This window comes from Sphingobium sp. LMA1-1-1.1 (assembly GCF_040676365.1).
Lineage (GTDB): Bacteria > Pseudomonadota > Alphaproteobacteria > Sphingomonadales > Sphingomonadaceae > Sphingobium.
Map to the genome: position 1 here is coordinate 515413 of NZ_JBEGHS010000034.1, position 19571 is coordinate 534983.

Consider the following 19571-nt stretch of genomic DNA (forward strand, 5'->3'; position numbering starts at 1 on the left):
TTTGCGGCTCAAGGTGAAATCAGTTCAAGAGAGCGATTGCGCGTCTCGACGGCGAAGATCAGACAGATTGCCCCTGCCAGCGCGCCGAGACAGGCGAAGATCGCGAAGATCATCCCCAGCCCCGCCGTATCGACGATCAGACCGACGGCCATCGGCGCAACGATGCCGGCCAGGATCGACACCGCATATCCAAGCGACACGCCGATCACGCGCATACGGGTCGGGTAGAGCTCGGGGGCGTACAGGATCATTCCGATCGAGATTGCCGAGACGAAATAGAAGCTGATGCATCCGCCCACGAGCATGTGGTTCGCGCTCTCCAGCCCGTTGACTCCCAGGTTGAAAAACGCGGCCGCGGCCAGCAGAAACGCAGTGCTGAACCAAATCCGTCGCCCGACAAGGTCGATCGCCAGCGCCGTGGTCAGCGTCCCCGAGAAACCCGCCGCTTGCGTGATCATCGCATTGCGCAGGCTGTCGCTGAGAGACAGGTGAAACAGCCCGTGGTAGAGCGTGGGCAGCCAAGTAACCAAGCCGTAGTTCATGAAGAAGCAGCAGAAGTACATCGTCCACAGCATGGCTGTGCGTCGGCCATAGCCCTGAGAAAACAAGCCGCTGAGGATGGCGAAGCTGAACGGAAAGATTGGCTTGTCGTTCGACTTGCCTGGTAAATCCGTGACGCGGGCTTCGGTTGCGTTCCACAAGGTAGAACCCGGTGTCGTGGACCCCGCGCTCGCCGCTTCAATGCGCCGCACTATGGCGTCGGCTTCCGACAGACGGCCCCGGTGCACGAGCCATCGGGGCGATTCCGGCACGAAACGGATCATCATCGGCAGCACCAAAACCGCTGGCAGGGCGCCAATCGCCAGAAACGGCCGCCAGCCGAAATGCAGGATGAACCACCAGCCCAGCAACGCGCCCGCGAGCAGGCCGAGCGGAAAGACCAGTTCGTACAACAGCACGAAACGCCCGCGCCCTTGGGCCTTGGCGATTTCCGAAATGTAGGTGACCGCGATCGGAACTTCCGCGCCGAGGCCAATGCCGGTGAGGAGGCGGGCCGCGACCAGCCAATGATAATTCGGGGCCAGTGAAGCTGCCAAGCTCATCGCGGAATATAGCGCGGTGCAACCGATCAACGCCGCCCGCCTGCCGCGCGTCTCCGCGATCATGCCGAACAGGAGCGCGCCGATGATTTCCCCGACGAACAAGGCCGACAGCAGGAAACCGGACTGAGCTTGTGTCAGATGCCATTGGGCCCTTAATTCAGGCAAGGCATAAGCGATCGCCAGAACTTCGAAGGCATTGAAGAAGGTGGCAGTACCGACGACGAGCCTGAGTTTGATCTGCCAACTGGTGAGAGGCGCGTCCTCCAGCCTGGCAATGATGCTTTCGCCGGTCAGGGCCATATGAGAAGCGAAATCACCCATGTCGGAAACGAGGCCCTGTACATTTCTGTGTGAGAAATGCCGGCCGTCCCTGTATCGCGACGGCCGGCAAGGCAGGCGGGCTAGAAGTTGACCGACGCCCGAACGCCATAGGTCCGCGGTGGCAGGATATTGCCCCACCACGTCCTGTCGCCGCTGTTGAAGCTCTGCTGGGCGTTGTTGAACACCTGGCTGTTGGTGACATTGTTGACGTAGGCGGACAAACTCCAGCGATCCTCGGCCGCCTTGTAGGTCAGCGTCAGGTCGGTGATCTGATAGGCCTTCTGATGCGCGAACGCCGGTGCGCCGATCGTCAGATCCGTGTCGGACTGGATGTTGCTGCGCACCCCCGCCACGATCGTGCTGTCGCCCGGCAGATGGAATGTATGCTGCCAGGACAGCGAGGCGTTCCACATCGGGGCATTCGGTACCGGCTTGCCGGCGCAGTCGACGATCGGGATGTGCAGGATCGGGTTCATGCCGATTGCGGGGCAGGTGACCTGCGAAGTGGGCGTGAACACATAATTGTCGAACCGCGAATGCAGGTAGGACAGATTGGCGGTCAACAGATCGTCCGGCGTGGCAAGGAAGGTCGCTTCCACGTCGGCGCCATATTCCTTCAGATTGCCGACATTGAGGATCGGGAAGCCGACCACCGGCGGATAGAGCACGCTCAGCGCGCCGTTCTGCTTTTTCTTGAAGCTCCAGTAGAACAGCTCGACGTTCAACTGCAGCCGATTGTCGAGGAACCGGTTCTTGGTACCCAGCGCATAGGCGGTGATACTTTCCGGCTCGTAGCTGTTCTTGTAATTGAACGTACCGGCCGGTGCATTCACGCCATCGTTGAAACCGCCGGCATGGAAGCCGGTCGAGACGTTGGCGTAGACCATCGAGCGCGGCCCGATGTCGTAGTCCACCCCGATCTTCCAGTTCGTCGCCTTCCACGAGCGGCTGTCGTTGCTGGGAACGATGCACTCCGACGTCGGCAGATTATAGGTCGTGCCCGCGACACCAACCGGGCAGAACGGTGTCCCCCCGATATCGGTGTAGGCCGGCTGGCCGATGCGGAAGAGACCGGAGATCGACTTCTTCTCGTAGGTATGGCGCAGGCCGCCGGTCAGGCGCAACTCTGGCGTGATCGAATAGGTCACCTGGCCGAACGCTGCATAGCTGGTGTCGGCGAGGTGATAGTCGCGACGGATATAACCCTGGTTGGTGATAAGGCCGCCGGGCACCTGATTGAAGTTCCAGTACCGCTCGAACGGATCCTGGGTCTCGCGGAAATAGTAGAGACCGACAAGCCACTTGAGCGGGCCGTTACCATCGGAGGCGAGGCGCGCCTCGTAGCTCTGCTGGTCAGCGGGCGTGCGGATGATGGTCTGGTAGCCGCCGGCCGGATTGACCCAATTGGCCAGGGTGTGCCGATATGCCGGGAGGAAGGTAAAGGTGAAGCCCGGACCACGCCAGTCGAACTGCCCCGACACCCCCCAGGTGCTGTTGTTCAGGAAGCTTCCCGGTGCCCAGCGGCCCACGGTGTCGGGATTGAGCGCATAGCCGCCGACGCCTGCGCCATAAAGATTGGGATTGTAGGTGACGGTGTTGGGCGGAACGCACTGGTTCGCGCCGGGCAGCAGGGTACATCCTACACCTGGATTCTGAAGTGTTCCATCATAGTTCGCCGGCGCGTAGAAGCCGAGCGGCGGCCCCTGCCACGGATCAGCGGTGATCGCCGTGGCATGGGTTGCCGTGGTGTTCATCACTACCTGGCCGACGCCATTGCCATGGTCGCGCGAATAATCGCCCGCGATGTAGATGCTGAAGTCGCTGCTCGGTTCAAAGCGCAGCGAAACGCGGCTCGCGACGGTGTTCTGGTCATCCATTCCGGTGCGCTCGATGTAGCCGTCATGCTTGATGAAACCGACCGCGGCGCGCATCGCAATTTTGTCGTTGAAGGGAAGGTTGACGACGCCCTTCAGATCAACGGCGTCGTAATTTCCGTACTGCGCATCGAAATGCGCGCTGGTTTCAAAGTCCGGATGATTGGTGATGTAGTTGATTGCGCCGCCCGTCGCGTTGCGGCCGTACAGCGTGCCTTGCGGCCCCTTCAGGACTTCGATCCGCGCAACGTCGAGGAAAGCGCCGGAAAGCGCAGTGCCGCGCGCGACATAGGCGCCGTCGATGCTCTGCGCCACAGCCATGTCACCGAACGCGTTTATGATCTGCGCACCAATGCCGCGGACATAAATGTTGTTCAGCCCGCCGAAGCCGCGACTGACCGACAGCCCCGGCACCAGTTTCACGAGGTCTACGGGCTTGGACACATTGGCTTCCTGAAGGGCGCCACCGTCCACTGCCTGAATGGCGATCGGCGTGCGCTGCAAGCTGCTCGACCGGCGCTCGGCAGTCACCACGATGTCGGCCAACTGACTGGATACTTCCTGCGGCGACGCCGTCGATGACGCCGACTGCTGTGCCGCCTCCTGCGCGAATGCCTGACCAGAAGCGATCAGCGCAAGCGGTGCAGCGGAAACCCAGAAAATGGCCCTGAAGCGCTTTGGCATTTCATTCTCCCCTACTTCGCTGCTTCTGTGGACGGCCGGAGGATGTGCGCGAGCAGCGATTTATCAGTCCGAGCATTAGGCAAATGGCGCGGACTATTCTTGTTTCTCATTGCGGCAAATCTATTCTCGCCGTGCGGCTCAGCGATGGGCTGGACCCGCTTGGATGCCGGGCGACCCCAAAGGGCGGACGAATCTGATTGAACCGATGCGATGGATGCTTCCCTTCGACCGGCATCGTATGATGCTGATCGTTGATCGATTGAATGTGTTGTGGGGCATCGATACCCGGTCCCCCCAGCCTTGACTGGTGCCGCGGCTCATCGTCTTGCTCACTAGCTTGCTAAAGCCTTCATCGGTTTGAACTGCTTCGTCGACCCTGACCTTGGGTTCGAGCGCTTCGACAGCAAGTTGGCTCCGCACTTCTTCGGCTATGCGTTTAAGGAACCAGCTTGTTGCCCGCCAGGCGGAAACCCATGGCGAATTGAACGAGCCAGGGACATTTCGAGACCTGAATGTATGGCAGCTTCAATGATTTGATTGAGGCTTGCGAACGCCCGCTCTGTCGGCGGCTTTCGCCGGCATCCCCAAGTGCCCTACTTCCCAACTGAAAAGCCGTACGGAATATACAGAAATACCTCGGTGTTGCTGACTTGAGACCAGGCGACGGCGCGGTCGAGGCCGCTGACATTCACGGCATAGTCCGCGCCATGGAAGCCGACTGCACGGTTCGCTCCCGCGGCGATGCGACGGTAGATCTCGTCGCGGTACTGGTCGGGATTGACGATGGCGAGCGTCAGGCCGCCGGTCTTGTCGATCGTCGCGCGGCCGGAGCCCGAGATAGCCTTGATGAAATCGGTCAGTTTCTTCTCGGTGGCCGCGGCCGAGCCAGCCAGCTTTACCCTCAGCATGACGTCGATCTTACTGGTGTCGACCCGGCCCGCGTACTGGAACTGCAGTTCCAGGTAATTCGCCTTGGTTACGGGGGACAATTGCGCTGTCCCGGAGACCAGTTCGATGTCGGTACCTGGCGCGCGGTCGAGCGCGGCCAGTAACACAGTATGGATCTCCTTCTTGCGCGTAGTTTCATCGCGCGTGTCCGACGAGATCGAAACCGGCACAACCGCCGCGTCGGCCTGCCGCCGCAGACCGACCACCGGGCGGTCTTGCCGGGCATAACGGGTATTGAATCGATTTCTGGTGACGGTCACCTCGGCTTCACGATTTCGCACGAATTTGCAACGTCCGCTTTTGCTCCCAATAGCCAGGCTGCAGATCCGCATCTGCGGTTGGGGGCGCTCATCTCTTACCAGCCTGAAAAGTGAATGTAGGACTGCTTTCAAGTACGTTGGAGGAGCGCCGCAACGTGGCCTTTGTCGGCGAACGAAGAAGCATGATCAGCGCACTTGTTTCTCGAACAGCGACACAAGTTCGGAAAATTTCTGCTTCTGGTCGTGTTTATCATCCGATGCGATGGCTTCCTCTACGCAATGTGCCGCATGTACCTTGAGCACTTCGGCACGCGTTGACCGCAATGCCGCTTCTACCGCCGCGAACTGCTGAAGGATATCGATGCAGTAGCGGTCCTCCTCCATCATCTTCGCGATGCCGCGCGCCTGCCCCTCTATGCGGCGCATCCGCGCGATCTGCTTGTCGAACTTGTTGCGCATCAGATGTTCACCTTGCAAAAGCATTCGAATATTACTATACCCCTCTATAGTATATTGCAAGAGGCTTTGCGGTCATGAGCGACCATCATTCCGGACATCACCATGCCCATGCGGGCCACGCGCATGGTAGTGTGGCACCGAAGGACGGACGCTATGACAGAGTGTCCGCAGGCTATGCCGGACCAGTCTACACCTGCCCCATGCATCCCGAAGTGCGGCAAACCGGACCCGGTTCCTGCCCGATCTGCGGCATGGCTCTTGAACTAGAATCCGCCGCCATGGCTGATGAAGGCACCAATCCCGAGCTGGTCGATTTTATCCGCCGTTTCTGGATCGGCGCTGTCCTCACCGTGCCGCTGCTGGTACTTGCGATGGGGCCGATGGTCGGCCTTGGCTGGATCAGGGGAGCGCTGGGCGAACACGCCGCGCAAGAGCTCGAACTCGCACTCGGGACGCTGGTCGTTCTGTGGTGCGGCTGGCCGTTCCTGGAACGCGGCTGGAAATCTTTCCTCTCATGGAACCTCAACATGTTCTCGCTGATTGCCATGGGCGTGATCGCCTCCTGGACATTCAGCGTCGTGGCCGTGATCGCGCCGTCGATATTTCCATCAGGCTTCCGGGACATGCACGGAACCGTGCCCGTCTATTTTGAAGCGGCGGCGGTAATTGTCGTGCTTGTGCTGTTGGGGCAAGTGATGGAATTGTGTGCCCGCGAGGGGACCGGCAAGGCGATCCGCGCCTTGCTCGATCTTGCCGCCAAGACCGCGCGCGTCATCCGTGACGATGGCAGCGAAGAGGAAATTCCGCTTGAGCATGTCCATGTCGGCGATCGCCTGCGCGTGCGTCCCGGCGAAAAGGTGCCGGTCGATAGCGAAGTGGTCGATGGCCATAGTTCGATTGACGAAAGTATGATCACGGGCGAGCCGGTTCCGGTTGAAAAGACGGTTGGAGATCCCGTCACCGGCGCGACTATCAACGGGACCGGCAGCCTCGTGATTGAGGCACGCCGGGTAGGCGCGGACACGATGCTCAGCCAGATTGTCGCCATGGTTGCGCAGGCACAGCGATCACGCGCGCCGATCCAGAAATATGCCGACAAGGTGGCGGGCTGGTTCGTCCCCACCGTGATCGGTGTTGCGGTGCTGGCCTTTATCGGCTGGGCGATATGGGGTCCGGCGCCCGCACTTTCCTATGCGCTGATCGCGGCGGTTTCCGTGCTGATCATCGCCTGCCCGTGCGCACTGGGCCTCGCGACGCCGATGTCGATTATGACGGCCACAGGTCGCGGTGCGCAGGCCGGCGTGCTGATCAAAAATGCGGAGGCGCTCGAACGCTTCGAAAAGGTAGATACGCTGATCGTCGACAAGACCGGCACGCTGACCGAGGGTAAGCCCAGGCTTGTCGCCGTAATTCCCGAATCCGGCTTCGACGAGGAGGAGGTGCTCCGGTTTGCGGCAACGCTTGAAAAAGGGTCCGAACATCCATTGGCCGAAGCCATCGTCGAGGGTGCGGAGCAGCACGGCATCGCGCTCGGCTCCGCCAATGACTTCGAGGCAGTCACTGGCAAGGGCGTCAAGGGTATGGTTGACGGAAAGCAGGTTGTGCTGGGCAATCTGAAGCTGATCACCGATCTTGCACTCGACGCGAAAGACTTTGCCGAAAAGGCCGAGGCGCGGCGCAGCAAAGGTGAGACAGTAATGTTCGTCTCCGTCGAGGGCGCCGTCACCGGAATGATCAGCGTCTCCGATCCGGTCAAGGCGACGACGCCCGATGCGCTGAAGGCCCTTCACGCGCTTGGCCTGACAATCATCATGGCGACCGGTGACAATGAGCGAACGGCCAGGGCCGTTGCCGCACGGCTCGGCATCGACAACATCCGCGCCGATGTGCTGCCGGAAGACAAGGCCCGCATCATCCGCGAATTGCAGGAACAGGGTCGTAAGGTCGCGATGGCGGGTGATGGCGTCAACGACGCGCCCGCGCTCGCTCAGGCCGATGTCGGCATTGCCATGGGCACCGGCGCCGATGTCGCGATCGAAAGCGCCGGAATCACGCTGGTAAAGGGCGATCTCGATGGCATTGTCCGCGCGCGGCGCTTGGCACATGCGACCATGCGCAATATCCGGCAAAACCTGTTCTTCGCGCTAGTCTATAATGGGGCGGGCGTACCAATTGCCGCTGGTGCGCTCTATCCGTTTCTCGGCATCCTCATCAGCCCCATGTTCGCCGCTTTCGCGATGAGCGCTTCGTCGATTTCGGTGGTGACCAACTCGCTGAGATTGCGTGGTTTCAAGCTGTAACCCACAGACTCGATGATAAGGCATCGTTTCGGATTCGCCAACGACCGAGATGTCGGCTGCTCCCGTCGGCCCGCCCGGGCCGCGAGCAAAGGGCAGCATTTCAACATTTTTACCGGGAACCAGACTTTCCGGAGCAGCCGACAAAACGGACATTGACGGTCCCACAACTGCACCTCACGATGCCCGCATGAGACGATCGCTTCGAGGAATTGCCTGCGCATCAGTGCTGTTCACGCTTGCGTGCTCGAATGGGCAGGCGACCAGTGCTCCAGCCGCTGGAACTGAAAGCGAAAATTCTGCGACCTCTATGGCAGCCGTGCCACTGGCTGGCCGCGTGACCGATACGGCTCATATCCTATCGCCCCAAGAACAGGCCACCCTGAGTGGCAGGCTAGCGAAGCTAGAGCAGAAAACGCAGCATCAACTGGTCGTTGTAACAGTGCCCTCGCTTGATGGACGCGATGTCGCCAATTACACGAGAGACTTAGCGAACAGCTGGGGAATTGGGCGCAAAGGCTACGATGACGGCGTGGTTCTTCTGGTCGCGCCAAAAGAGCGCAAGGTCCGAATAGCAGTTGGCTATGGCTTGGAGAAGCGACTGCCTGATGGGGTCTGCCAACAAATTATCGATCAGAAAATCCTTCCGAGCTTCCGAAAAGGAGATCTCTCCGGCGGCATTGAAGCGGGCACGGATGCGTTGATTGCGCGCTTGGAATAATGTCCACTCCCCCCAACTTTTCTGCCGATGAAGGCGCTCCAGGCACGGCCTGAAATCTAACTGCCTGAACGGACGACCGGTTTGGAAGAGACGATTTGGTCCGCTGAACGGCCGCTCTGTTGCGCGAACGGACGTCGGCCCGCTCTCGGGCGACGGTCGAATTCGACGCTGTCACGTTCCGAACCCGACTGTCGCAAATGTCCCCTTGCAGGTTTGATGGGCGTTCCGCGCCGCTGGCGCGACCCCGCTCTATTCCGCTTCGCTCCACCGAGCCGCCCTTGGCGTCTCGGCCCATTCGGGTGACGATCAGTAACGCATGAGGGCCGGTGCTGCGCACCGTCCCGGCGGTCGCCGCACTCGTGGTGCGTCGGCGTAGGCCTTGGCGGCGTCGATCTGGCGGGTGGGCGTCGCTGCCCTTTAGGCCCGCCGCGCCGGGCCGCAACTCCGGCTTCACCGGAGTCCTCCACCTCCGTTCCGGTCCTGTGGATGCAGCCCGGCTCTGCCGGCGGGCCTGCCGGTTCGCTCCTGCCGCCCACCCGCCATTCCGGCGCCGGTTGCGGCGGTTTGAAGGAGTGAAGGACCATGGAACTCAAGCATATCGACATCGCAAAGCTCGCCGTCTCTGCCGTCAACATGCGCGGCAAGGGCAAGGCGGACCTGTCCAATATCCTCCCGTCCGTCAGGGCGCGGGGCGTGCTGGTGCCGCTGATCGTGCGGGTGAATGGCAGTCCGGACACCTATGAGATCGTGGCAGGCAAGCGGCGCTATCAGGCGGCGCTTGCCGTGGCGCAAGAAAGCGGTGAAGCCGAGGCGCTGCCCTGCGCGGTGATCGAGGCAGGGGACGATGCGGCGGCGCTGGAAGCCTCGCTGATCGAGAATATCGCCCGGCTCGATCCTGATGAAATGACCCAGTGCGAGACCTTCACGCGATTGATGCGGGAGGGACGGAGCGTCGAGGAACTGTCGCTGACCTTCGGGCTGACCGCGTTGCAGGTGAAACGGACGCTGGCCTTGGGCAATCTGCTGCCCCGCATCCGCAATCTCTATCGATCCGGGAAGATCGACACGGTAACCGTGCGGCACTTGACCCTTGCTTCGAAATCCCAGCAGCGCGACTGGCTGGCCCTGCTCGATGACGAGAGCGCCTATGTGCCGACCGGCTCGGCGTTGAAGGCGTGGCTGTTCGGAGGGGTGACGATCCCCATCAAGGCGGCGCTGTTCGATGTGGAGAGCTATGACGGCGGCATCGTTTCCGACCTGTTCGGGGAGGAGCGCTATTTCGCGGATGTCGCAGCCTTCTGGCAGGCCCAGAATGCGGCAATAGAAACGCGGGTCGAGGAATATCGGGATGCCGGGTGGCACGATGTCATCCTGCTCCCACAGGGCGAACCCTTCCATGGCTGGGAATATGAGCGCTGCCCCAAGCGCAAGGGCGGCAAGGTCTATATCGTCACCAGCCCTCGCGGCGATGTCGCCTTTTATGAGGGGTATCTCACGACCAAGGAAGCCCGCAAGCTGGAGAGGCAGGGGGAGAGCGGTGAAGCCACCAACAAACCCTCGCGCCCCGAAGTGACGAGCGGCCAGCAGGATTATATCGACCTTCACCGCCATGCCGCCGTCCGGGCGCGGATGATTGGCGAACCCGGCCTCTGCCTCCGGTTGGCAGTGGCGCATATGATCGCGGGATCGCCGCTGTGGACAATCCGAACGGAGTCGCAGCGCGCCGCCGATGCGATTGCCGAGAGCGTCGAGAACAGCCCATCCGAGGCGCAGTTAGATGCCGAGCGGCGCAGGCTGTTGGCGGTGCTGGACTTCGATCCCGATAGCCCGACCATCACAGACGGCAGCGATGGACTGACCAGCCTCTATGCCAAGCTCTGCACCTTGGACGATGCCACCGTCATGGCCATTCTCTCAGTGGCGATGGGCGAGACATTGGATGCCAGGTGCGATCTTGTCGATGCGCTGGGCGTCCAACTCGCTATCGACATGGCGCAGGTCTGGCAGGCAGACGATGCCTTGCTCGATAGTCTGCGCGACCGTGAGGTGATCGACGCCATGCTGGCCGAGGTGGCGGGCAAGGATATTGCCGAGGCCAATGCGAAGGAAACCGGCAAGACCAAGAAGCAGATCATCCGTGACTGTCTGACAGGCACCAACGGACGCGCCAAGGTCGAGGGTTGGGTGCCGCGCTGGCTGTATTTTCCTCCCAGCAGCTACACGCAGCGGGGTGGCGTCGGCAGCGTCAGCCGTACGGTCAGCACCGCCGAAGTAATGGCCTCGTCGTCCGAGGCCACAGATGAACCCCATGCCGATCCCGCATCCTTGCAGCAGGCCGCATGACCTGTCCTGACCGGCGGTCTTTCGGGCCGCCGGTCCTTCCTTTGAACGGGAGACCTGTCATGACCGACACCCCTGATCCTGATCGGCTGGAACGTCTGGAGGCGGCGCTGCTGACAATGCCGCGCCTGCGCCGGGAGATATTCCTCGCGGTGCGGCTCGATGCCATGACCTATGAGGAGGTCGCCAGAATAACCGGCCTTTCCGTCCGGGCCGTCGAGCGGCAGATGGGCCGCGCCATCGCCCATATCGGTTACCATCTGCGCCATGGAGAAGCATCGCCACCGCGCCGATGGTGGCGCAAATGATTGCGAGGCGGAGAGATTTCATGCCGTCAACCTCGTCGCTGCTACGCGGCGAGGTTGGCGGATTTGCGATAGCAGGTTAGGACTAGGGCCATGAAGACCAGCCTCGACCATCTGCCCGAAGGCAAGCGGCGCGAACTGGCGCATGTGGTCGAGACCGTGCGCGAGGGCTTTGCCCGTGCCACCGCGCAGCGCACCCAGCCGCGCTATCGTAACGGCAGGCTGCTCAAGATCATCCTGTTCGGCAGCTATGCGCGGGGCGATTGGGTCGAAGACCCGGTGGGCCGCTATTTCTCCGATTATGACCTGCTGATCGTCGTCAATCATGACGATCTGACCGACATTGCGGAGTTTTGGGAGAAGACTGAGGCGCAGCTTCTCGCCGACCTGTCGGCGGGCACAATCCTGCGCACGCCGGTCAGCCTGATCTATCACAGCCTCGACGATGTGAACGAGAAGCTGCGGCTGGGTCGCTATTTCTTCATGGACATATTGCGCGACGGCATCGCCCTGTTCGAGGAGCCGGGCCACCCCTTTGTCGAGCCGCAGCCGCTATCGGCAGAGCAGGCGCTGAAGGAAACACAGGACTATTTCGACGAATGGTTCGAAAGCGCCGAAGGGTTCCTTGATACTGCACTCTATGCGGTGCGGCAGGGCCGTCCAAAAGAGGCCGCCTTCCAGTTCCATCAAGCTACCGAACGCTTCTACCACTGCCTGTTTCTCGTCCGCACTTTGTACAGCCCCAAGAGCCATAATCTGAACCGGTTGCGTGATCTGGCCGAGGAACTGGAGCCGTCGCTCAAAGCCGTTTGGCCCCGTGAAACCCGGTTCGAGAAGCGATGCTATTCCCTGCTGCGCGATGCTTATATTAAGGCCCGCTACTCGCGTGCCTATCGCATCACCGAAGAGGAGCTGGACTGGATCGCGCAGCGCGTCGCGCTGCTGCACAGCCTCGTCCGTGAGGCTTGCGAAAGCCGGATTGAAAGCTTGGCGAAAGCCGCCTGATCATCGCCGCAAGGCGGAAAAGCACCCAATCCATTCATCGGATCGCAGCCTAAGCCGCCTGTTTTGCCTCGATATCCTGCACCAACTGCCGCCCGTCATCCTGCGGTTTTGCATGGATCGGGCACAGCGTCCTGCTGCCGCAGGCGAGTGTCATCCACTCGATTTTCCATTCAATCTGCGCACGGTCATAACGTCCATCACGCACGATCCTGACGATGGCTGCGCCCTCCGCCGCGAGCGTGAAATGGCAGCGCCCGCTGCCAATATCATGATGGCAGCGCAGCAATGTCCCATCGGAAAAGGCGAAGGAAAAGCCGTCCGTTACCGCGCTGGCAGGCAGGTCGAGAACGGTCTCGACATCGCCGCTCAGCCTCAGCCTGCCGCCGTCCATTGCCTCGATCTGCACGCCCATGCCTGGCCCTTCCCTGAGAATCGCTACGGGCTTGAGAATGGAACATATAGGGAACATAAGGAAGGGGTGCCGGGTTAAGAGATGATGGCTCTCGTAATCGGGCGGGAGCGCGTCGCCGCGAGCGACGCAGAGTGTGAGAGCCGGTAGGATCGCCGCAGTTTTTGGCGATCAGGAGGCCTTGCGATGGACCTGCATGTTGGACTGGACGTATCGCTGGAAGAGACCAGCGTGTGCATTGTCGACGCCGATGGAAAGCGCGTGCGCGAAGCGAAAGTGGCGACCGATCCCGAGTCGGTCACGGCGATCCTGGCCGACTATTCCGGCGTCAAACGGATCGGCGTCGAAGCCTCCTCGATCGGCATCTGGCTGGCGCGCGAGCTGAAGGATTGCGAGCTGCCGGTGATCGTCGTCGAGACGCGGCACATGCATAGTTCATTGGCAGCAATGCGCAACAAGACCGACCGCAACGACGCGATGGGGATCGCAGATGATGCGCCTTGGTTGGTTCCGCATGGTCCACGTGAAGGGCATCGCGAACCAGCGGTTGCGCACGCTGCTGTCGAACCGCAAGCTCCTGAAGCGCAAGCTTATCGACCTGCAGAACCACATCCGGGGAGCCCTGCGCGCCTACGGGTTGCGTGTCGGGCCGATCACTTCGAGCAAGTTCGAAGGTCGTGTCCGGGAACTCATGCAGGACGAGGAATATGTGTTCCAGGCGATGATCGACCACATGCTGGCGGCCCGCGTGGCGACGCTCGAAGCTTTCGACAAACTGCACCGCCTGGTGCTCAACTTCGTCGCCAACGACCCGGTGTGCCGGCGGTTGATGACGGTGCCGGGCGTCGGTCCGATCACCGCCCTGTCATTCAAGGCGGCGATCGACGATCCGCACCGGTTCCGCCGCTCGCGCAACGTTGGCGCGCACTTCGGACTGACGCCCAGGCGCCACCAGTCGGGGACGATCGACTGGAACGGACACGTCTCGAAAATGGGCGATGTGAACATGCGCGGAGCCCTGTGCGAGGCCGCTGCCGCGCTGCTGATGCGGGTCAAACGCTACTCCGCGCTCAAGGCCTGGGGCATGCGGATCGCGAAGCGAACGAGCCTGATGTGCGCGATCGTCGCGGTCGCTCGCAAGCTGGCGGTGATCCTTCATCGCGTCTGGATCGACGGCGGTGAGTTCGAATGGAAATCCGGCGCCAAAATCACCGAGAAGCGCCAGTGCGACCCCGAAACCGGCCTGTTGCTGAGCTACTGAAGGAGGATTCCGTCACACGTTAAACCAACCCGTTCCCGCGCGCGGGAAGTGCCCCTCACAGGGCCGCAGAACGGGGTATGTCCGCCATCTTGCCTGCTTCCCCCGCCAGGGTGAGAGCGCTGTATATGCTTGGACTGCCCGGTTCACACGAACGAGAGCATGTGCCGGCCGACGTGTTGAGCACGAAGTAACGCATGAAGCCTGTGAGAGATACGCCCGCGGACGACAGTGAACGCACAGGGACTATATTTACAGTCCCCGGAGACTCGTAGTATGTGAGAAGAACAGGCGTAAAAATCCACCCAGTGCCATGCCCGATTAGTAAAGCAAGATAAAGGCCGGAACGCTTCGTCGCATTTGCCCGGCCAAGCCCCTGTCTGCACATCCTTTTTGCTGGAGACGGCCTGTCTCCTGAGAGATGGAAAACCGACACTGTTTGCTCGCAAAGCCGCAGCGAAGCTGGGCTTTTGCGCGAGATATTTGAGGCCTTGGGGCGTTTCTCGCCATATCCTCCAGGATGGCACAGGATGACGATAGCTTCGAGCCCCGCGTCGGGCGTTCGCGGCGCGACAGCGCCCGCCCACCGCAAGCACCGAAGCTGCGCTCGGAGATCATGAAGCAGGTCGCCCGGCGCGGCGGCAATCCGCGTCGGTTAGGTGATGCTGGTGTTGGTTCTGGTCCTCGTACCGGCCGCTTCAATGCGCGCGGCCGCGGCGCGCGGATCGCGGCCGCCGTGACACGCGGTTCGGGCTGGTCCTTCGACCGGGGCAGCGGCATGCGCGTGCGGCCCCGGCGCGTGACGGTGAAAGCGCGGGTGGTGAAGCTGGCCGGCAAAGCCGGCGCCGTGGGGACGCACCTGCGCTATCTCGAACGCGATGGCGTCAGCCGTGAAGGCGAACCGGGACGCTTTTACTCGACCTTCGCCGACGAGGCCGACTCTCGGGCCTTTGCCGAACGGGGTCTGGATGACCGTCATCAGTTCCGCCTGATCGTCGCGCCGGAGGACGGCCCCGCCTTCGATACGCTGCGCGATTTCACCCGCGATCTGATGGCGAAAATGGAAGAGGATCTGGGCACGACTCTCGACTGGGTGGCGGTCGATCATTTCGATACCGGCCATCCCCATAGCCATATCCTGATCCGGGGCGTGACCGAAGACGGCAAGACGCTCAACATAGCGGGCGACTATATCGCCCATGGCATCCGCTATCGGGCATCGGAGATCATGACCCGGGCCCTGGGCCCACAAAGCGAGATCGAGGTGCGCCAGCAACTCGAACAGGAGGTGCAGGCCGAACGCCTCACCCGGCTCGACCGGATGATGCTGGCCCAAGCAAAAAACCATGTCATCGACCTGCGCCGGATGGAGGGGCTGCAAGGCATCGATGCGGGCCAGCAGCAATTGCTCGTCGCCAGGGCGCGGGTGCTGGAGCGGATGGAACTGGCGGAGCCCACCGGACCGCTTTCCTGGTCGCTGGCCCCGCAGATGGAAAAGACCCTGACCGACATGGGGATGCGTGGCGATATCATCCGCCTCATGCATCGGGAGATGACGCGGGAGAAGGAAGCAGCCCGGATCAATCCCGGCCGCTATGTCGTGCATGGCATCGATCCGGCGCCCGAGCAGGTCACGGGTCCCATCATCGGCAAGGTCATGAAACGGGGCGCCGCCGATGACGATCATGAGCGCCGCTATCTCATTGTCGACGGCATCGACGGGCGGAGCCATTATGTCGATGTCGGGACCAGCGCCGAACCCACGCCGGTCGGCGGCATGGTGAGCCTGACACCCAGACAAGCAGAACCGCGCAGCGTCGATCGCACGGTCGCCCGGATCGCCGAAGCGAACGCCGGACGCTACAGCCTGGGCATTCACCTCAATCATGATCCCGATGCCAGCGAGGCATTTGTCGAAACCCATGTCCGGCGGCTGGAGGCCATCCGCAAGGCAACCGGCAAGCCGGAGCGCGAAGCCGACGGGACATGGAATATCGGGCCTGATCATCTCGACACCGTTCGCGCCCATGAGCAGCGCAAGCTGCGGGCCGAGCCGGTAAAGATCGAAATGTTGTCCTCAGCGCCGATCCTCCAGCAGACTGGCGTTCAGGCCGCTACCTGGCTTGACCGGGAGCTGACGGCAACCGACAAGACCGCCATTGCCAACAGCGGCTATGGGCAGGAGGTGCGCAAGGCGCTGGCGCTGCGCCAGCAATGGCTGGTCGATCAGCAACTGGCCGAACGGCAGGGGGACGAGGTCATCTATCGCCGCAATCTGCTGCGCATCTTGCGCGAGCGTGAGGTGCGGACCGTGGCCGGGCAACTCTCGAAGGAAATGGGCCTGCCCTTTGCCGAGACGGTGCCGGGCGAACGGGTGGAGGGGACACTCAGGCGACGGATCGACATGACATCCGGCCGGTTCGCGCTGATTGAGCGCAGCCATGAGTTCACGCTTGTCCCCTGGCGTGACGAGCTGGACCGCCATGTGGGCAAGCAGCTTTCCGGGCTGATGCGCGAGGACCGGCCGATCAGTTGGACCATCGGCCGGGGTCGCGGCGGTCCCAGTATCGGCGGCATGTAGGGCCGAACCGGGCCGATTTGCCCCTATCTGCCCCATGTCCAGACAGGGGCCGGACGGCCATAATCATCCATGGCAGCGGATCGCTCCTGTGTTCCCCCTTGCGCTGGGCTGGTCCGCTGCCACCGGACATCCCAAACAGGCAAGCGCCCGATGAAGAGCTACAAGACCCGGCACCAACTGTTCCTGCCCGAGGAGATGAGCAGGCGGCTCGAGCATCTGGCGACAAGTTCGGGCCGGGCGCGGTCGGAAATCCTGGTCGAGGCGCTCAATGCCTGGTTCAACCGGCGGCAGGCGCCGAAGTCCGACGAGGCCATTGGCATTCGCCTGACCAAAATCGAGCGCAACACCGACTGGCTCAGGCGGAACCAGGCGCTGGTCTGGGAGGTGCTGGCGCGGATGGTCCGGCATCAGCTCGTCACTGGCGCCATGCACCCGGTCAATGAAGCGGCGCAGGCCGCAGGGGCCAAGCTGCTCGCCCAGCTCATCGACGAGATTGCCGATCGGTTTGCGGGCAGCGCCGCTCCGGCCACCGACGATCCCACCACCCGGAAGCTGAGGAGTCTGCAATGAGCCGTGAGCATCGACCGTTCAAGGATACCGACCTTCCATCGCAGGACAGGATCGAACCGATCACCGTGCGTGTTCCCGATGCCTGCCGGATGCTGGGGATCAGGCGCAGCAAATTCTATGAACTCATTGCTGAGGGGGAGATCCGGACGCTCAAGCTTGGCAGCGCTACGCTGGTCCCGGTCGAAGGGATCAAGGCATTGGTACGCCGTCTAGAGGAGCGCTGATTTGAAAAAGCCGTCCGACAGAAATGCGCCACTTGTCCCCGTCCAACCGGAAATTTTTGTTTCCTGGAAGCGGTCATTCATTCAGGTTCAGGCGTGAGAAAAGCAGACGGTCGGCCGTCGACCACTTTTTGCCATTGAGCGAGGACGCGACGTGCGCCGATAGCGGACGCTTGTGATGCCTGCTAGGATGGTCGAATGAACGAGGATGTCGCGAACTGGCAGATGCGCGGACAGGTTTTTGTCTGGCGCTACTCGGCCTCCCGAAGTTCTCATAAGGGGTGGCACTTTTCAGCCGAACCGGCCGCGTGCGGCGCATTAGTTGAATTGCTCACATACATGCGATCCGCTGCTGAGGCAGTTCATAGGACCATCAAGCTTCGTCGGCCGACACCATCGATTTCCTCCGTGCCGGGCTATGGCGATCCGAAGAACGATGATTTCGAAAAGCTTCGGATCATTTTTGACCCGTCCTTTTCTGACCTTCAGTTGCAGGTGACGAACGACCGCTTAGAGCTGTTTGTGGGAGAGGAACGGTGCGACGACATCCTGACCGCGTTAACCGATGTTCAGAACGGAAAAGGGGATTTTGCGTTCGGTCCCAATCAAAAGGGAGCTTCACCACCGATCTGGTTTTGGTGGATGCCTTGGAGGGGCCAGCCCTATGCCCGATAGCGACCACAAGAAGGCGGTAGCGATATGCACCGATGCGCCTTAAACTTGCCATTCGCACGGGTCATTGCCGGGAGCTAGGAATGGCGAATGAGAAAAAGTGGGCAGGACTGTGCGGCGGCTATCGAACACCCTACGACCCGCGCAACGCGATTGGCAAACTGCGAGAAGGCGATGCTAAGGCCGCTTGGGATGAGCTTTGGCAGGAACTGCATCATCAAGGCGACGTAGGGGAGGCATCATACGCGGCTGTGCCGCTGCTCGCGGAAGTGCATGAAGCGCGGTCCGTTCCCGACTGGAATACCTACGCCATCGCAGCAACGATCGAAGAGGCGCGTCTCAACCCGAATAGTCCGAGTTTGCCTGATTGGCTGCTGGAAGATTACGAAGCGGCTTGGCAGAAACTGCAAAGGCTCGCATTGAAAGAGCTACCGGGAGCAGCAGAAGCCGAATTAATAGACAGCATCATTGCCGTCTTGGCCTTCGGTAAAGGCCGCATGAGCCTCGGCCGGATGGCAATGCTTGCCGACGATGAGCGCAAGGAACTGCTGGAGGATAGTGGCTGGGGCTGACCCCGACCAGAATCAGATGCTCTTTCCTATTGCGCCGTGCCCCAAGAGCCGACACAAGACGACAGGAGTTGATGCGAGGAAGCATGAAGGCTGCATTCTGGCGGTTTGCATATATGCGCTATCAAGGGCGCAAGCCCATGCTTCTCACAGACCTTGCCGCTTTTATGTGGTTTGGATTTTTCGCGCTGGTTTATGGCAGTGCGCTCATTGCGGGATGGCTGCCATCGGTGATCGAAGCTGTCGTGGGTATCTTGCTCATCGGCGTCCCGCTCTTAGTCGGCATACGTCATCGCCGCATTCGGATCGAGGCTGCGAAAGCGCCTGATGCCCTCTATCGAAAGCGGATCGAGACAAGCCGCTGATCCCACAACGGCCCGAGCAAGATCGACCATTTGCAGACATTTGCATGGGCGCTCATGATGGTTCCATGAAAAAGGAACGGATAGCATGGCTGAGGAAATGGGCGCGTGACATTAAGCGTGACGTCATTGCCCTTTGGCTGGCTCCGCGCGATCCACGTGTGCCATGGTATGCCAAAGTGCTCGCGGCGGCCGTAGCTGCATATGCGCTGTCGCCTATCGACCTCATACCAGATTTCATCCCGATACTCGGCTATCTTGACGACCTGCTGATCGTGCCGTTGGGAATTTTGGCTGCGATCAAGCTTATCCCTGATGATGTCATGGCCGACCTCCGTATGAACCGCCCCGGGATTGCCGGAGGCCCTAACTCCTGAGAGGTAGGGTCTAAGATGAGCAAGACAACGAACAAGTTTGCACCGGAGGTGCGCGAGCGGGCAGTCCGCCTGGTGCTGGACCAAGAAGCCGAGCATCCATCCCGCTGGGCGGCTATCACCTCGATTTCTGCCATGATCGGTTGTTCCGGCGACACGCTGCTGGAGTGGGTAAAAAAGGCCGAAGTGAACAGTGGCAAGCGGGCCGGCGTTCCGACCGAGTTGGCGGACCGGTTGA

Annotated in this window: 16 protein-coding genes and 3 pseudogenes; 14 read left to right on the forward strand and 5 right to left on the reverse strand. The window is 61.3% G+C overall.

The window, feature by feature from the left end; all coding sequences use genetic code 11:
• Nucleotides 1-8 precede the first annotated feature (8 nt).
• From MRBLMA1_RS16595 to MRBLMA1_RS16610, 4 genes are all read right to left on the reverse strand, one after another.
• Nucleotides 9-1424 carry an MFS transporter gene (locus MRBLMA1_RS16595; RefSeq protein WP_363738173.1) on the reverse strand — a complete coding sequence of 472 codons (1416 nt, stop codon included), beginning with the start codon at nucleotides 1422-1424 and terminating at the stop codon, nucleotides 9-11.
• An 80-nt stretch (nucleotides 1425-1504) separates the two neighbouring features.
• The gene (locus MRBLMA1_RS16600) at nucleotides 1505-3982 is read right to left on the reverse strand and encodes a TonB-dependent receptor (protein ID WP_363738175.1); all 2478 of its coding nucleotides are present in this window, start codon (nucleotides 3980-3982) and stop codon (nucleotides 1505-1507) included.
• Between the two features lie 593 nt (nucleotides 3983-4575).
• A complete protein-coding gene (locus MRBLMA1_RS16605; RefSeq protein WP_363738177.1) occupies nucleotides 4576-5190 on the reverse strand; it encodes a hypothetical protein in 615 nt (204 codons plus the stop codon).
• A gap of 186 nt (nucleotides 5191-5376) precedes the next feature.
• Nucleotides 5377-5649, reverse strand: coding sequence for a metal-sensitive transcriptional regulator (locus MRBLMA1_RS16610; RefSeq protein WP_363738179.1), 273 nt, complete (start codon nucleotides 5647-5649; stop codon nucleotides 5377-5379).
• Between the two features lie 74 nt (nucleotides 5650-5723).
• Here MRBLMA1_RS16610 and MRBLMA1_RS16615 point away from each other — a divergent pair, with 74 nt between their 5' ends.
• The 5 genes from MRBLMA1_RS16615 (at nucleotide 5724) to MRBLMA1_RS16635 (ending at nucleotide 12317) form a co-directional block, all read left to right on the forward strand.
• Nucleotides 5724-7949: a copper-transporting P-type ATPase gene (locus MRBLMA1_RS16615; protein WP_363738180.1), complete on the forward strand. Its 2226-nt coding sequence runs from the start codon at nucleotides 5724-5726 to the stop codon at nucleotides 7947-7949.
• A gap of 334 nt (nucleotides 7950-8283) precedes the next feature.
• A complete protein-coding gene (locus MRBLMA1_RS16620) occupies nucleotides 8284-8667 on the forward strand; it encodes a TPM domain-containing protein (protein ID WP_363738181.1) in 384 nt (127 codons plus the stop codon).
• Nucleotides 8668-9249: 582 nt separating this feature from the next.
• Complete coding sequence (locus MRBLMA1_RS16625; RefSeq protein ID WP_363738183.1) at nucleotides 9250-11010, forward strand: ParB/RepB/Spo0J family partition protein; 1761 nt, start codon at nucleotides 9250-9252, stop codon at nucleotides 11008-11010.
• Nucleotides 11011-11069: 59 nt separating this feature from the next.
• Entirely contained in the window at nucleotides 11070-11315 is a 246-nt protein-coding gene (locus MRBLMA1_RS16630) for a sigma-70 region 4 domain-containing protein (RefSeq protein WP_363738185.1), read from the forward strand.
• 90 nt (nucleotides 11316-11405) lie between these two features.
• Nucleotides 11406-12317: a HEPN domain-containing protein gene (locus MRBLMA1_RS16635; protein ID WP_363738187.1), complete on the forward strand. Its 912-nt coding sequence runs from the start codon at nucleotides 11406-11408 to the stop codon at nucleotides 12315-12317.
• A gap of 49 nt (nucleotides 12318-12366) precedes the next feature.
• Here MRBLMA1_RS16635 and MRBLMA1_RS16640 read toward each other — a convergent pair whose 3' ends face one another.
• A complete protein-coding gene (locus MRBLMA1_RS16640) occupies nucleotides 12367-12729 on the reverse strand; it encodes a hypothetical protein (protein WP_363738188.1) in 363 nt (120 codons plus the stop codon).
• Nucleotides 12730-12912: 183 nt separating this feature from the next.
• Here MRBLMA1_RS16640 and MRBLMA1_RS16645 point away from each other — a divergent pair.
• From MRBLMA1_RS16645 to MRBLMA1_RS16685, 9 genes and pseudogenes are all read left to right on the forward strand, one after another.
• Nucleotides 12913-13987: pseudogene (locus tag MRBLMA1_RS16645) on the forward strand (IS110 family transposase).
• Nucleotides 13988-14504: 517 nt separating this feature from the next.
• Nucleotides 14505-16565: a relaxase/mobilization nuclease RlxS gene (rlxS, locus tag MRBLMA1_RS16650; protein ID WP_363738190.1), complete on the forward strand. Its 2061-nt coding sequence runs from the start codon at nucleotides 14505-14507 to the stop codon at nucleotides 16563-16565.
• 150 nt (nucleotides 16566-16715) lie between these two features.
• Nucleotides 16716-17135, forward strand: a complete 420-nt coding sequence (locus tag MRBLMA1_RS16655) for a hypothetical protein (protein ID WP_363738192.1) — start codon at nucleotides 16716-16718, stop codon at nucleotides 17133-17135.
• Nucleotides 17132-17359, forward strand: coding sequence for a helix-turn-helix domain-containing protein (locus tag MRBLMA1_RS16660; RefSeq protein WP_363738194.1), 228 nt, complete (start codon nucleotides 17132-17134; stop codon nucleotides 17357-17359). The genes MRBLMA1_RS16655 and MRBLMA1_RS16660 overlap by 4 nt, the downstream gene beginning before the upstream one ends.
• Before the next feature lie 195 nt (nucleotides 17360-17554).
• Nucleotides 17555-18031: a hypothetical protein gene (locus tag MRBLMA1_RS16665; protein ID WP_363738195.1), complete on the forward strand. Its 477-nt coding sequence runs from the start codon at nucleotides 17555-17557 to the stop codon at nucleotides 18029-18031.
• 80 nt (nucleotides 18032-18111) lie between these two features.
• On the forward strand, nucleotides 18112-18600 hold the full coding sequence (locus MRBLMA1_RS16670) for a hypothetical protein (protein WP_363738197.1): 489 nt from the start codon (nucleotides 18112-18114) through the stop codon (nucleotides 18598-18600).
• 83 nt (nucleotides 18601-18683) lie between these two features.
• Nucleotides 18684-18962 carry a hypothetical protein gene (locus tag MRBLMA1_RS16675; RefSeq protein ID WP_363738199.1) on the forward strand — a complete coding sequence of 93 codons (279 nt, stop codon included), beginning with the start codon at nucleotides 18684-18686 and terminating at the stop codon, nucleotides 18960-18962.
• 92 nt (nucleotides 18963-19054) lie between these two features.
• Nucleotides 19055-19297: pseudogene (locus MRBLMA1_RS16680) on the forward strand (YkvA family protein); the annotation flags it as partial.
• Nucleotides 19298-19351: 54 nt separating this feature from the next.
• A pseudogene (locus MRBLMA1_RS16685) lies at nucleotides 19352-19571 on the forward strand (IS3 family transposase); the annotation flags it as partial.

Excerpts from the sequence above, each read along its gene's own strand:
- MRBLMA1_RS16600 (WP_363738175.1), bottom strand. The coding sequence starts at position 3,982 with ATGCCAAAGCGCTTCAGGGCCATTTTCTGGGTTTCCGCTGCACCGCTT.
- MRBLMA1_RS16610 (WP_363738179.1), bottom strand. The coding sequence starts at position 5,649 with ATGCGCAACAAGTTCGACAAGCAGATCGCGCGGATGCGCCGCATAGAG.
- MRBLMA1_RS16630 (WP_363738185.1), top strand. The coding sequence starts at position 11,070 with ATGACCGACACCCCTGATCCTGATCGGCTGGAACGTCTGGAGGCGGCG.
- rlxS (WP_363738190.1), top strand. The coding sequence starts at position 14,505 with ATGGCACAGGATGACGATAGCTTCGAGCCCCGCGTCGGGCGTTCGCGG.
- MRBLMA1_RS16640 (WP_363738188.1), bottom strand. The coding sequence starts at position 12,729 with ATGGGCGTGCAGATCGAGGCAATGGACGGCGGCAGGCTGAGGCTGAGC.
- MRBLMA1_RS16595 (WP_363738173.1), bottom strand. The coding sequence starts at position 1,424 with ATGGGTGATTTCGCTTCTCATATGGCCCTGACCGGCGAAAGCATCATT.
- MRBLMA1_RS16675 (WP_363738199.1), top strand. The coding sequence starts at position 18,684 with ATGAAGGCTGCATTCTGGCGGTTTGCATATATGCGCTATCAAGGGCGC.
- MRBLMA1_RS16635 (WP_363738187.1), top strand. The coding sequence starts at position 11,406 with ATGAAGACCAGCCTCGACCATCTGCCCGAAGGCAAGCGGCGCGAACTG.
- MRBLMA1_RS16615 (WP_363738180.1), top strand. The coding sequence starts at position 5,724 with ATGAGCGACCATCATTCCGGACATCACCATGCCCATGCGGGCCACGCG.
- MRBLMA1_RS16655 (WP_363738192.1), top strand. The coding sequence starts at position 16,716 with ATGAAGAGCTACAAGACCCGGCACCAACTGTTCCTGCCCGAGGAGATG.
- MRBLMA1_RS16665 (WP_363738195.1), top strand. The coding sequence starts at position 17,555 with ATGAACGAGGATGTCGCGAACTGGCAGATGCGCGGACAGGTTTTTGTC.
- MRBLMA1_RS16660 (WP_363738194.1), top strand. The coding sequence starts at position 17,132 with ATGAGCCGTGAGCATCGACCGTTCAAGGATACCGACCTTCCATCGCAG.
- MRBLMA1_RS16670 (WP_363738197.1), top strand. The coding sequence starts at position 18,112 with ATGGCGAATGAGAAAAAGTGGGCAGGACTGTGCGGCGGCTATCGAACA.
- MRBLMA1_RS16625 (WP_363738183.1), top strand. The coding sequence starts at position 9,250 with ATGGAACTCAAGCATATCGACATCGCAAAGCTCGCCGTCTCTGCCGTC.